This window comes from Leptothrix ochracea, from assembly GCF_041083635.1.
GTDB classification, from domain to species: domain Bacteria; phylum Pseudomonadota; class Gammaproteobacteria; order Burkholderiales; family Burkholderiaceae_C; genus Sphaerotilus; species Sphaerotilus ochraceus.
Map to the genome: position 1 here is coordinate 90,515 of NZ_JBFPHB010000007.1, position 13,602 is coordinate 104,116.

Consider the following 13,602-nt stretch of genomic DNA (forward strand, 5'->3'; position numbering starts at 1 on the left):
CAAACGCCCCAACAAAGCGCTGGGTTTCACCCGGGTTACATGGCAAGATGCCCGCTGTCAGTTCAATGACAGTTAAACGATGATCGTTCAGTGGCAAATTGATGGCGGCGCATGCAATCGAACAGTGAAACAAGGTCTTGGTGGCGCGGGGCGGTGATTTATCAGATCTATCCGCGCAGTTTCCAAGACAGCCACGGTGACGGCATCGGTGACTTGCCGGGCATCACGCGACGGCTTGAGTACGTGGCGCGGCTGGGGGTCGATGCGATCTGGATCTCCCCTTTTTTCAAGTCGCCGATGAAGGACTTCGGCTACGACGTGGCTGACTACCGCGACGTCGATCCGATCTTTGGCACCTTGGCTGACTTTGACGCGCTCTTGGCGCGTGCCCATCAGCTTGGGCTGAAGGTGATGATCGATCAAGTGCTTTCGCACACCTCAGACCAGCATGCTTGGTTCCAAGAAAGCCGCTTGAGCCGTGACAACCCCAAAAGTGATTGGTACGTCTGGGCCGAAGCCAAGTCCGATGGCACGCCGCCGAACAACTGGTTGAGCGTGTTTGGCGGTTCAGCGTGGCAGTGGGACTCGCGCCGCCGCCAGTACTACCTGCACAGCTTTCTTACCAGCCAGCCTGATCTGAATTTCCATTGCCCAGCGGTGCAGGACGCTTTGCTGGGCGAAGTGCGCTTTTGGTGCGAGAAGGGTGTGAACGGTTTCCGCTTCGACGCCTGTAACCACCAAGTTCACGACGCGCTGCTGCGCGACAACCCGCCCGCCTTGGCCGACGATGGGCCGGTCAGCACCGTGCGCGCTGACAACCCCTACGCGATGCAGCGGCATCTGTTTGACAAGAGTCAGCCGGAGAACCTGCGCTTTCTGGAACGTTTGCGCCCGCTGCTGGACGAGTTTGGTGCGGCCAGCATCGGTGAAGTGGGCGATGAGAATGCGCCGCCGTTGATGGCGCTCTACACCGCAGAGGGCCAGCGTTTGCACATGGCCTACAGCTTTGCGCTGCTCACGGCCAATGGTTCGGCTGAACACATCCGCCGCGAGGTCGAGCGGCTGGAGCTTGAGATCGGGCAGACCGGCGGCTGGGGTTGCTGGGCGCTGTCGAACCATGACGTGCCGCGCATCGCCAGCCGCTGGGCACCCGCCAAGGCTGAAACCTTGCTGGCGCTGCTGTTGAGCTTGCGCGGCAGTGTTTGCCTTTATCAAGGCGAAGAGCTGGGGCTGCCGGAAGCCGACGTGCCGTTCGAGTTGCTGCAAGACCCCTACGGCAAAGCGTTCTGGCCGGAGTTCAAGGGCCGCGACGGCTGCCGCACGCCCATGCCTTGGCAGCGTGACGCCGTGCAAGGCGGCTTTTCCAGCGCTGCGCCATGGTTGCCGATGTCAGCTGCGCATTTGCCGTTGGCGGTCGATGTGCAAGAGGCGGATGCGACATCAACCTTGCACGCCACCCGCGTCTTGCTGGCTTGGCGACGCCAGCATCCGGCTTTGCGTGGGGGCGCGATGCGTTTCTTGCCCGCGCCGAACGGGGTGCTGCATTTCGAGCGCTCGACCGCTACGGATCGCCTAGAACTGGTTTTCAACCTCAGCGATGAGGCCGTGACCATCGAGCCTTTTGGGCTCATCCCAGCTTGGGGCTGGGCTTGGGTTTCAACCGCAGAAAGCATCTCATGAGCGTTGCAAGTATCGATATCGAGCCACAACGCCTAGAGCGGCTGATGCACGCCCAAGAGGGCGACCCGTTTGGTGTGTTGGGGCGGCACTTGGATGCCCAAGGGCAGAGCGTTGTGCGCGCCCTGTTGCCCCAAGCGGTGGCGGTGGCGGTGGTCCGCCCCAGCGGTGAGTGGCTGGGTGATTTACAGCGTCAGAGCCACAGTGCGTTGTTTGTCGGTGCCGTGCCGGCTTTGGCTGCCGATCAGGCGTATCGCCTGCGTGTCAACTGGGGTCATCACGTCGAAGATCACGACGACCCGTATCGTTTCGATCCCTTGATCGCTGACATGGATGTTTGGCTGCTGGCCGAGGGCACGCATCACCGGCCCTATGAATGGCTGGGCGCGCATCCACAGATGCACCAGAACGTGCCTGGCACCCGCTTTGCTGTCTGGGCGCCTTCGGCCAAACGCGTTTCGGTGATCGGCAGCTTCAATCAATGGGATGCCCGGCGGCACCCGATGCGCCTGCGCCATGAGTGTGGCGTGTGGGAGCTGTTTGTGCCGCAGGTGGGTGAGGGCGATGTCTACAAGTTCGACATCCTTGGCGTGGATGGCGTCTCAAGGGTCAAGGCGGACCCCTTTGCCTTTCGGGCCGAGATGCGCCCGCAAACGGCCTCGGTGGTGCAGCGCTTGCTGCCGGGCGTGGCGATCAGCGACGAACGCCGCCAAGCCAACGCGCTTGATGCGCCCATCAGCATCTATGAAGTCCATCTCGGTTCGTGGCGCCGGTCGGCGGATGGGCGCTGGCTAAGTTACGCCGAACTGGCTGAGCAGCTGATCCCCTACGCGGTGGACATGGGCTTTACGCACCTTGAATTGCTGCCGGTGCACGAACATCCCTTCGACGGTTCTTGGGGCTATCAGCCGGTGGGCTTGTACGCACCGACCTCGCGTTTTGGTCGGCCCGAAGATCTACGCGCTTTCATCGAAAAAGCCCATGCGGCCGGCCTTGGCGTGCTGATCGACTGGGTGCCCGCGCATTTCCCGAGCGATGCGCACGGCTTGGCCAACTTTGACGGCACGGCGCTTTATGAGCACGCCGACCCCAAAGAAGGCTTCCATCAGGACTGGAACACGCTGATCTACAACTTTGGCCGCACGGAGGTGCGCAACTTTCTGGCAGCCAATGGTCTGTACTGGATCGAGCGCTTTGGTATGGATGGCCTGCGCGTCGATGCGGTGGCTTCGATGCTTTATCGCGACTACAGCCGCAAACACGGCGAATGGATTCCCAACCGCCACGGTGGGCGCGAGAACTTGGAGGCGATCGACTTCCTGCGGCGCATGAATCATCTGGTCGGCACCGAGCGGCCCGAGGCGATCACCTCGGCTGAAGAATCGACGTCGTTCCCGTTGGTCACCCGTCCGCCCAGCGCGGACTTGAACAGCGGCGGTCTGGGCTTCCACTTCAAGTGGAACATGGGCTGGATGAATGACAGCCTGAGCTATATGGCGCTCGACCCGATTTACCGCAAGCATCACCACGACCGGCTGCGTTTTTCGCTGATGTACGCCTTCAGTGAGAACTTTGTGCTGCCGATCTCGCACGACGAGGTGGTGCACGGCAAACGCTCACTGATCGGCAAGATGCCGGGTGATGCGTGGCAGCGCTTTGCCAACTTGCGTGCTTTCTACGGCTACATGTGGGGCCACCCCGGCAAGAAGCTGCTCTTCATGGGCTGCGAATTCGCCCAAGAGCGTGAGTGGAACGCTGACGCTGCCCTCGACTGGGGCCATCTGGATCAGCCAGAGCACGCGGGCGTGCAACGCTTGGTGCGTGATCTGAACCATGTGCTGCACCATTACAGCGCGCTGCATGAACAAGACGTGGACGCCGCCGGCTTTGCCTGGTTGAGCCACGAAGACGCCGATCACTCGCTGTTGGCGTTTGAACGCCGCGCGCGTGACGGCTCAAGCGTGCTCGTTATTTGCAACTTCACGCCGGTGCCGCATCAGCACTGGCAATTGGGTGTGCCGCAAAGCGGCTTGTGGCGCGAGTGCATCAACACCGATGCGCGAATTTATGGCGGCACCGGCATGCACAACCCACCGATGCTGAGCTACGCCGAAGGTCATCAGGGCCGGGACCATTCGATCTGGATGACGATCCCGCCCTTGGCGACCGTGATGCTGGTGCGCGAGCCCGATGTTGAGATCGACGCGGAGCATGAGGCCGAGATTGATCGCGACATGAAGGGGCCGCTTCTTTGATGCAAGTCGGCGCACCTTGGCCCTTGGGCGCTACCTTGGATGCCACGGGTTTGAACGTGGCGGTCTGGGCACCGGATGCGACCCAGCTTTGGCTCTGTTTGTTTGACGATCAGGGCCACACCGAAACCCGGCGACTGATCTTGCCCGCCTGCACCAACGGGGTGTGGCATGGGCATCTGGCCCGCGAGGACGGTGGCGTGGCGGGCTTGGTCTACGGGCTGCGCGCCCAAGGGCCGTGGGCGCCGCAACGTGGTCAGCGCTTCAACCCCGCCAAAGTGCTGTTCGACCCGTGGGGCCGCGAGGCGGTGGGCAGCTACAGCCGAACCAACGTGGCCGAACTGGAGATGTTTCGGGGCGATGACCCCCGCGACAACGCAGTGGTGGCGGTGAAGGCGAGGGTGTTGGCCATGGGCCCTTCGACCAGCTCAGGGCGAACGGAGGCGGTGAAACCTGCCTCTGCGGCCCATCGAGTCATCGCCGAAGTCCATGTGCGCAGCGCCAGTCGCTTGCACCCGGAGGTGCCTGCTGAGTTGCAAGGCAGCTACGCCGGCCTCAGCCATCCGGCGCTGATCCGCCATTGGCAAGCATTGGGCATCACCACCCTCAGTTTGTTGCCGATCCAGTTGCGCGCTGATGAAGAGCGCCTGCAACGCTTGGGGCTGTCGAACCATTGGGGTTATTCGACCTTGGGCTATTTCGCGCCTGAGCCGCGTTACTGGAGCGGCCGCGCCGGCACCAGCCCGACGCAGGAGTGCCGCGCCATGGTCGAGGCACTGCACCGTGCCGGTCTGGAAGTGATTCTGGACGTGGTGGGCAACCACAGCGCCGAGACCGACGAAGACGGTCCCACCTTGAGCTGGCGCGGCCTGAGCAACGCCCGCAGCTATCGGCTGGAGGCGCAAGACCCGGCGCGTTACGTCAATTGGGCGGGTTGCGGCAATGTGTTCGACTTCAGCCAGCCGCGTGTGGTGGAGCATTTCATCGCCGCGCTGCGCTACTGGGTTGAGGCGATCGGCGTGGATGGCTTTCGCTTTGATCTGGCGCCGATCTTGGCGCGTGATCGCCACGGCCAGTTTGATGCCGGAGCACCGTTGTTGGCCGCCTTGCAAGCCGACCCGGTGCTCGCACGGGTGGTGTGGATCGCTGAGCCGTGGGATCCGGCGCCCGGGGGCTATCAGCTGGGACGCTTTCCGGCCGGCTGGCTGGAATGGAACGATCGGTTCCGCGACACCATGCGGGCCTTTTGGTTGCATCAAGGGCGGGCGGGCGATGCTGTGAGCCGGGGTGACTTTGTGCATCGCTTTGCAGCGTCGAGCACCGAGTTTTGCCACGATGGCCGCGCTCCGAGCGCCAGCGTCAATTTCATCACCGCCCACGACGGCTTCACGCTGCGCGATCTGCTCAGCTTCGAAGAGCGCCACAACGAAGCCAACGGCGAGCACAACCGCGATGGCCACGGCCACAACCTTGGCTGGCACTGCGGGGTTGAAGGGCCGAGCGCAGATCCGGCTGTGCTGGCGCTGCGCTTGACCTTGTCGCGTGCGCTGCTGGCCACGCTGCTGTTGGCCCAAGGCACACCGATGTTGTTGATGGGTGATGAACTGGGGCACAGCCAGCAAGGCAACAACAACGCCTATTGCCAAGACAACGCCCTGAGCTGGCTGACTTGGGCCGCCGACAACGCCGACAACGAAGACAGTTTGAGCCGTGATCTGTGCGCGACCGTGGCGCGGCTTTTGCGCTTGCGTCAGCAGACGCCCGCCTTGCAGATGGATCGCTGGTGGACGCCGGCTGATGTGACTTGGCTGGAGCCTGACGGTGTCCCGATCAGCGCTGCCGCGTGGGGCGATGTGGCACGTCGGGCCTTGGCGGTTTGGTTGCATCCACCGGGTTTGTCAGCGGTGATGATCTTGATCAATGCTGCTGATCGGCCTTGCTGCTTTCATCGGCCCGAGGCCGCTTCAGCGCAAGCTTGGCGCTGGGTGTTTGCCAGCGACCAGCCGGGTGGTGACTCGATGTTGAGGGCCGACCCCGGCTCGACCATGCTGGTCCCGGCACGATCTGTGCTGGTGGCTGCCCCGATCCCAGAGAACCCAGAGGAGACACGATGACTTTGAAAGCTGTGTTGACCGTTCAACCGACCACCCCCTTTGCGGGTCAGCGGCCCGGCACGTCGGGGTTGCGCAAAAAAGTGACCGTTTTTGCCCAAAGCGGCTACCTAGAAAACTTTGTTCAAGCGTTGTTCGACGTCTTGCCAGCGGTGCAGGCATCGCCCCAAGGCCAGACCTTGGTGCTGGGCGGTGACGGGCGCTTCCATAACCGGGTGGCGGTGCAAACCATTTTGCGCATGGCCGCTGCCAATGGTGTGGCTCGGGTGCTGGTGGGCCAAGACGGGCTGCTCTCAACCCCAGCAGCCAGCGCAGTGATTCGCAAGCGCGGTGCCTTGGGCGGCATCATCTTGTCGGCCAGCCACAACCCCGGCGGGCCCGACGGCGACTTTGGCATCAAATACAACATCGCCAACGGTGGCCCGGCGCCTGAGAAAGTGACGGAAGCCATCTTTGCCCGCACCCAAACGCTCTCAACTTACAAGATCATGTCCGGCACGCCGGACGTCGATCTGTCCCGCCTTGGCGAAAGCTGGCTGGGCGAGATGGTGGTGCAGGTGATCGATCCGGTGGACGACCACGCCGAGTTGATGCAGCAGCTGTTCGATTTCGACGCCATGCGGGCGTGGTTCCAAGCGGGCCACCGCATGCGCTACGACGCCATGGGTGCCGTGGGCGGGCCCTATGCGCGGCGCGTGCTTGAAGGTCTGCTGGGTGCACCTGTCGGTACGGTGGTCAACGGTGAGCCGCTGGAAGATTTTGGCGGCCATCACCCCGACCCCAATCCGGTGCATGCGGCTGAGTTGATGGCCGCCATGAGCGGTGCTGCTGCGCCCGATTTTGGGGCGGCCTCTGACGGTGATGCGGATCGCAACATGATTTTGGGGCGTGATTTCGCGGTGACGCCATCCGACAGCTTGGCAATTTTGGCGGCCAACGCCACCTTGGTGCCGGGTTATCGCGCCGGGCTGGCGGGCGTGGCGCGTTCGATGCCGACCTCCCAAGCTGTCGATGTGGTGGCCAAAGCGCTGGGCGTAGCGGCCTTTGAGACGCCCACGGGCTGGAAGTTTTTCGGCAACTTGCTCGACGCCGGTCAAGCCACGCTCTGCGGTGAGGAAAGCTACGGCACCAGTTCGAACCATGTGCGCGAGAAAGACGGCCTCTGGGCGGTGCTTTTCTGGCTCAACTTGCAAGCCGTGACTGGCAAATCGGTCGAGGATCTGGTGCGGGCGCACTGGGCGCGCTTTGGCCGACACGTTTATTCGCGGCACGACTGGGAAGGTGTGGCGGTGGCCAAGGCCGATCAGCTCATGGCCGCTTTGCGCGCCAAGTTGCCGAGCTTGGCCGGGCAAACTTTGGCCCCGGGTCTGACGGTGCGTTTGGCCGATGACTTTGCCTACACCGATCCCATCGACGGCTCGGTTTCGACCGGGCAGGGCGTGCGGCTGCTGTTTGAAAGCGGTGCACGTTTGGTGTTCCGTCTCTCGGGCACGGGCACCGAGGGCGCCACCTTGCGGGTGTACCTGGAGCGCTTCGAGCCCGACCCAGCGCGCCACGATGTGCCCGTCCAAGACGCATTGGCTGATCTGATCACTTTGGCCGATGTGCTGGCCGACATTCGCCACCTGACGGGCCTACCTGGTCCGACCGTGGTGACCTGAGCCGTCAAGATTGACCGATATTGAGACCGAGAACGAGGAGACCATCATGACCACCCATCCAAACATCAGTCCGTCCACCCTGACCCTGACCAAGCGCACCATGGCGCTGGTGTTGGCCGGTGGGCGGGGTTCACGCCTGAAGGACCTGACCGATCGCCGCGCCAAACCGGCAGTGCATTTCGGCGGCAAGTTCCGCATCATCGATTTCGCGCTGTCGAACTGCCTCAATTCCGGTATGCGCCGCATCGGTGTGATCACGCAGTACAAGTCGCATTCGCTGTTGCGCCACATGCAGCGCGGCTGGAGTTTTTTGCGCAACGAGATGAACGAATTCGTGGATCTGCTGCCCGCGCAGCAGCGCGTCGATGAAGAAAGCTGGTACCGGGGCACGGCGGATGCGATCTATCAAAACCTCGACATCATCCGGGGCTCGATTCCGCCGGAGTACATCGTGATCTTGGCAGGGGATCACATCTACAAGATGGATTACTCGCTGATGCTGGCCGACCATGTGGCGCACAAGCGTGGTGTGACTGTGGGTTGCATCGAGGTGCCGCGTGCCGAGGCTTCCGGTTTTGGTGTCATGGCCATCGACGAGCAGCGCGGTATCAGTGAATTCGTTGAAAAGCCGGCCGATCCGCCGGCCATGCCCGGCCACCCCGACATGTCGCTGGCCAGCATGGGGATCTACATCTTCACATCCGACTACCTCTATCGCTTGCTGGAAGAGGACGCGCATGACGAAACCTCAAGCCATGACTTTGGCAAGGACCTGATCCCCAAGGCGGTGCGTGAAGGTCAAGCCTTGGCGCACCCCTTCTCGATGTCGGCCATTGCCAATCCGCCCTATTCACGCGCTTACTGGCGCGACGTTGGCACGGTCGATGCTTACTGGGCCGCTAACCTCGACTTGGCCTCGGTGACCCCCGAACTGAATATGTACGACCGCGACTGGCCGATTTGGACCTATCAAGAGCAACTGCCGCCGGCCAAGTTCGTGCATGACGAAATCGGTCGGGTCGGTACCGCCATCAACAGTTTGGTGTCGGGCGGCTGCATCGTCTCAGGCGCGTCGGTACGCCATTCGGTGCTCTTTTCCAACGTGCTGGTGCGCTCCTTTGCCTCGATTGAAGACTCGGTGGTGTTGCCGGACGTGCAGATCAATCGCCATTGCCGCGTGAGCAAGGCCGTGATTGATCGGGGCTGCAAGTTGCCCGAGGGCTTGGTGATCGGGGAAGACCCGGTGCTCGATGCCCAACGGTTCCATCGCAGTGAAAACGGTGTCGTGCTGGTGACCAGCAGGATGCTGGCGGCTTTGTGAGCAAAGGGGCTGTGATGCGTGTCTTGCAAGTCTGCGCCGAGATTTTTCCGCTGCTTAAAACAGGCGGTTTGGCGGATGTGGCCGGGGCCTTGCCTGCGGCCTTGGCTCAGCAGGGCGTGGATGTGCGCGTGTTGTTGCCCGGCTTTGATGCCATCTTGGCCGATCTGACCGAGGTCGCCGAAGTGGCGACGCTCTCAGCCCCTGCGGGTTTGCAGGGGCGGGTGGCGGCGCGGCTGCTGTACGGGCGCTTGGCTTCGTGCGCGGGGGTGGTGGCTTATGTGATCGACGCCCCTGATTTCTATCACCGCCAAGGTGGGCCGTATGCCGATGCCGCACAGCGGCCTTGGGGCGATAACCATCGCCGTTTTGGTTTGCTGGGTTGGGTGGCGGCGCAATTGGCCCAAGGGCTGGATAGCTATTGGCACCCTGAGGTGGTGCATGCCCACGATTGGCATGCTGGTCTCGCCCCGGCTTACTTGCGTGCCGCCGAGCGCGCGCTCGGGCGCAAGTTGGCGTCGTCGGTCTACACCGTGCACAACTTGGCTTACCAAGGGTTGTTTCCATCGGGGCAGTTCAGTGATCTGGCGCTGCCTGAGGATTTCTTCGGTGTGCACGGCCTTGAGTTCCATGGTCGCGTGAGCTTCATGAAGGCGGGGCTTTACTTTGCCGATCAGATCACCACCGTGAGCCCGAGCTATGCGCGTGAGATTCAGGGCGGTGAACAGGGCTGCGGTCTGGATGGCTTGCTGCGTGATCGCCGCGATCAGCTCCACGGCATCTTGAATGGCGTCGATCCGGCGGTTTGGCATCCGGGGCACGACAAATTGCTGCCTGCACGGTTCAACCAAGGGCGGTTCACGGGCAAGGCGCAGTGCAAAGCGGATCTGCAAACCCAGCTTGGGCTGGCGGTGGATGCGAACCTGCCGTTGGCTTGCGTGGTCAGCCGCCTGACCAGCCAAAAAGGCTTGCATTTGGTGACCCAAGTGTTGCCTTCGTGGCTGGAGCGCGGTGGGCAGTTTGCTTTGTTGGGCAGTGGTGACGCGGAGCTCGAAGCGGCGTTCAGGGCCTTGGCCCAGAAGCATCCGCAAGCGGTGGCGCTGCATATCGGTTACGACGAAGCTTTTGCACACCGGCTCATCGCGGGCAGTGACCTGATCTGGGTGCCTTCGCACTACGAGCCCTGCGGCCTGACCCAACTTTACGGGCTGGCTTACGGCACCTTGCCGGTGGTGCGCCGGGTCGGGGGTTTGGCCGATACGGTCCACGACACTCGCCTTGAAACCATCGATACCGACGCGACCGGTTTCGTTTTTGACGACTTTCACCCTGCTGCGTTGCATCACGCGCTCAACAAAGCTTTGGCCTTGTGGACGCGGCGCAGCGATTGGCGGCGTGTCCAGCGCCGGGCCATGCAGCAAGACCACACTTGGGACGGTGCAGCCAAGCGATACCTCTGGGTTTATCGCTGGGCGGCCGGTCTCACTTCCTCATCTTGAGTTCTTAGGGACACTTTCGTCCAAGGATATTTGTCATGACCATGGATCTGACCCAGTTCGAGCACCAATACGACCATCTCACCCACGACGTGGCCGATGTCAAACGTGCCATCTCCAACAAGCTCATGTACACCGTGGGCAAAGATCCCGTCTCGGCTCGCCCCGAGGACTGGCTGCATGCCGTGTCCTACGCTGTGCGCGACCATTTGGTCGAGCGCTGGATGAAAACCACCCGTGCGCAGTACACCCAAGATGTGAAGCGGGTTTATTACCTCTCGGCCGAATTCTTGATTGGGCGCACCTTCACCAATGCCATGCTGGCGCTGGACATGATGTCGGTGGTGCGCCAAGCCTTGGCGGAGCTCGACGTTGATCTGGACGTGCTGACCGAGCTGGAGCCTGACGCGGCGCTTGGCAATGGTGGTTTGGGTCGTTTGGCTGCGTGTTTCCTTGACTCGATGGCCACGGTGGGCGTGCCGGGTTTTGGCTACGGTATTCGCTACGACTACGGCATGTTCCGTCAGCGCATCATCGACGGTCGCCAGATGGAGTCGCCCGATTACTGGCTGACGCACGGCAATCCGTGGGAATTCCAGCGGCCGGAGATCACTTACACGGTGCGTTTTGGCGGTCATCTGGAATCGGTCGGGCAGGGGACAGACAGCCGTGTGCGCTGGGTGGGCACCGATGATGTCTTGGCGATGGCCTACGACACCATCATTCCGGGCTACGGCACGGAGGCGACCAACACGCTGCGGCTCTGGTCGGCCAAGGCCACCGAGGAAATCAACCTCAACGCCTTTAACCGGGGTAATTACTTCGGCGCGGTTGAGGGCAAGAACCATTCGGAAAACGTCTCGCGCGTTTTGTATCCCGATGACTCCACCCCCTCGGGGCGGGAGCTGCGCTTGCGTCAGGAGTACTTCTTCTGCTCGGCCAGCTTGCAAGACATCGTGCACCGCTACTTGCGCACCCACACCGGCTTCGATGCCTTGCCCGACAAAGCCAGCATCCACCTCAACGACACCCATCCGGTGCTGGCCATTCCGGAGCTGATGCGCATCTTGGTCGATGAACATCAGGTCGAATGGACCAAGGCGTGGTCGCTGTGCAAGCGCATCTTCAGCTACACCAACCACACCCTGATGCATGAGGCGCTGGAGACGTGGCCGATCGAGATTTTTGGTCGGGTGCTGCCGCGCCATCTGCGCATCATCTTTGACATCAACGCGGTGTTCTTGGCCGAAATCACCTCTCACGTGGGCAGCGATGCCGATTTGTTGCGTCGCGTCTCGTTGATCGATGAACGGGGTGAACGGCGTGTGCGCATGGCTTATTTGGCGGTGGTGGCGAGCCATTCTGTCAACGGTGTTTCGGCACTGCATTCCGACTTGATGCAGCAGTCGATCTTTGCTGACTTTGCCCACCTGTGGCCGGAACGCTTCAACAACAAGACCAACGGGGTGACTCCGCGCCGCTGGTTGGCTCAAGCCAATCCGGGCCTGGCCAACTTGATCGATCAGCGTGTCGGTCGCGGCTGGCGGCGGCAGCTCGATCAGCTCGATGGCCTGCGTCACGCCATGGAGTTGCCAGGCTTTTTGGGCGCGGTGCGCCGCGTCAAGCGGCAGAACAAGGAACGTCTGGCGCGCTACGTGCAACAACACTTGGGCGTCACGCTCAAGCCCGAGGCGCTGTTTGATGTGCAGGTCAAGCGCATCCACGAGTACAAGCGCCAGTTGCTCAACGTGCTGCACGTCATCACGCGCTATCAGCGCATCCTCGACAACCCGGACGCGCAGTGGGTGCCGCGTGTGGTGGTCTTTGCCGGCAAGGCCGCGTCGGCATATCACACCGCCAAGCTGATCATCAAGTTGATCAACGATGTGGCGCGCGTCATCAACAACGACGAGCGCATCGGTGATCGTTTGAAGGTGGTGTTCATCCCGAACTACAGCGTCAGCTTGGCCGAGATCATCATCCCGGCGGCGGATTTGTCGGAGCAGATCTCGACCGCCGGCACCGAGGCTTCGGGCACCGGCAACATGAAGTTCGCCCTGAACGGTGCGCTCACCATCGGCACACTCGACGGCGCCAATGTTGAAATTTTGGACAACGTCGGTGCCGACAACATCTTCATCTTCGGCAACACCACGCCGCAGGTGGCTGAGATTCGGGCCCATGGCTACCAGCCGCGCCAGATCTACGAAAGCAACCCCGCTTTGGCCCAAGCGCTCAACGCGATCCGGGACGGCGTGTTCAGCCCCGACGAGCCGGGTCGCTTCCAGCAGATTTTCGACACCTTGGTGAACTGGGGTGATCACTATCTGCTCTTGGCCGACTACGCCAGTTATGTCGAAACCCAGTCGAAGGTGGATGCGATTTACCGCAACAGCGACGAATGGACCCGCCGCACGGTGCTCAACATTGCGGGTATGGGGCCGTTTTCGTCAGACCGGACGATTGCGCAATACGCCGATGAAATTTGGAAAAGTCGTCCGGTTGTGCTCGATTTCGGGCCGGAAGGCATCTGAGTCGGTGTAAGCGGGGCATGGCGTACGGGGGAGGGCATTAAACTCGCGGCTCTTTCCCGTCATGCCGAGGACGTTCCCATGCCCATGCACTCCACCGTCTCCATGCCCATGCCCCGATCCCGTCGCCGAGGAGTGATCTCGCAGCGGGGCTTCACCCTGCTCGAATTGCTGGTGGTGATGGTGATCATCGGCTTGCTGGCGGGGATCGTGGCGCCGCAGTACTTCAATCAGCTCGGCAAGAGCAACGCCAAGGTGGCCAAGGCGCAGATCGAGTCTTTCGGTCAGGCCTTGGACCAGTACCGGCTGGATTTGGGCCAGTACCCCAGCACCGAGCAAGGCTTGGCGGCGTTGCGCCAAGCGCCGCCGAACGCCGCGCGCTGGCAAGGTCCGTACCTCAAGCGCGAAATTCCGAACGACCCTTGGCAGCGTCCTTATCAGTACCGCGCTCCGGGTACGCATGGGGATTACGACTTGCTGAGTTTGGGCTCCGACGGCCAGCCCGGTGGCGATGGCGAAGCCGCTGACGTGACGTCTTGGTAAGCCGGCCTAGGAC

8 protein-coding genes are annotated in these 13,602 nt (G+C 62.1%); all 8 read left to right on the forward strand.

All coding sequences use genetic code 11. The features are described from left to right. The first annotated feature begins 111 nt into the window (after window positions 1-111). Complete coding sequence (locus tag AB3X39_RS03385; protein WP_369415944.1) at window positions 112-1,680, forward strand: alpha-glucosidase; 1,569 nt, start codon at window positions 112-114, stop codon at window positions 1,678-1,680. Next, a complete protein-coding gene (gene glgB / locus AB3X39_RS03390) occupies window positions 1,677-3,932 on the forward strand; it encodes a 1,4-alpha-glucan branching protein GlgB (RefSeq protein WP_369415945.1) in 2,256 nt (751 codons plus the stop codon). The genes AB3X39_RS03385 and glgB overlap by 4 nt, the downstream gene beginning before the upstream one ends. Then, window positions 3,932-6,043, forward strand: coding sequence for a glycogen debranching protein GlgX (glgX, locus tag AB3X39_RS03395; RefSeq protein WP_369415946.1), 2,112 nt, complete (start codon window positions 3,932-3,934; stop codon window positions 6,041-6,043). Before glgB ends, glgX begins: the two co-directional genes overlap by 1 nt. After that, complete coding sequence (locus AB3X39_RS03400) at window positions 6,040-7,701, forward strand: alpha-D-glucose phosphate-specific phosphoglucomutase (protein WP_369415947.1); 1,662 nt, start codon at window positions 6,040-6,042, stop codon at window positions 7,699-7,701. The genes glgX and AB3X39_RS03400 overlap by 4 nt, the downstream gene beginning before the upstream one ends. 46 nt (window positions 7,702-7,747) lie before the next feature. Further along, on the forward strand, window positions 7,748-9,022 hold the full coding sequence (gene glgC / locus AB3X39_RS03405; RefSeq protein ID WP_369415948.1) for a glucose-1-phosphate adenylyltransferase: 1,275 nt from the start codon (window positions 7,748-7,750) through the stop codon (window positions 9,020-9,022). A gap of 14 nt (window positions 9,023-9,036) precedes the next feature. Beyond that, entirely contained in the window at window positions 9,037-10,518 is a 1,482-nt protein-coding gene (glgA, locus tag AB3X39_RS03410; protein ID WP_369415949.1) for a glycogen synthase GlgA, read from the forward strand. Window positions 10,519-10,559: 41 nt separating this feature from the next. Continuing rightward, entirely contained in the window at window positions 10,560-13,049 is a 2,490-nt protein-coding gene (locus tag AB3X39_RS03415) for a glycogen/starch/alpha-glucan phosphorylase (RefSeq protein ID WP_369416167.1), read from the forward strand. Between the two features lie 84 nt (window positions 13,050-13,133). Beyond that, window positions 13,134-13,589, forward strand: coding sequence for a type II secretion system major pseudopilin GspG (gspG, locus tag AB3X39_RS03420; RefSeq protein WP_407069359.1), 456 nt, complete (start codon window positions 13,134-13,136; stop codon window positions 13,587-13,589). The last annotated feature ends 13 nt before the right edge of the window (window positions 13,590-13,602 follow it).

What these genes read in the sequence shown, in the direction of transcription:
- AB3X39_RS03385 (WP_369415944.1), top strand. Translation starts at nt 112, where the DNA reads ATGCAATCGAACAGTGAAACAAGGTCTTGGTGGCGCGGGGCGGTGATT.
- glgB (WP_369415945.1), top strand. Translation starts at nt 1,677, where the DNA reads ATGAGCGTTGCAAGTATCGATATCGAGCCACAACGCCTAGAGCGGCTG.
- glgX (WP_369415946.1), top strand. Translation starts at nt 3,932, where the DNA reads ATGCAAGTCGGCGCACCTTGGCCCTTGGGCGCTACCTTGGATGCCACG.
- AB3X39_RS03400 (WP_369415947.1), top strand. Translation starts at nt 6,040, where the DNA reads ATGACTTTGAAAGCTGTGTTGACCGTTCAACCGACCACCCCCTTTGCG.
- glgC (WP_369415948.1), top strand. Translation starts at nt 7,748, where the DNA reads ATGACCACCCATCCAAACATCAGTCCGTCCACCCTGACCCTGACCAAG.
- glgA (WP_369415949.1), top strand. Translation starts at nt 9,037, where the DNA reads ATGCGTGTCTTGCAAGTCTGCGCCGAGATTTTTCCGCTGCTTAAAACA.
- AB3X39_RS03415 (WP_369416167.1), top strand. Translation starts at nt 10,560, where the DNA reads ATGGATCTGACCCAGTTCGAGCACCAATACGACCATCTCACCCACGAC.
- gspG (WP_407069359.1), top strand. Translation starts at nt 13,134, where the DNA reads ATGCACTCCACCGTCTCCATGCCCATGCCCCGATCCCGTCGCCGAGGA.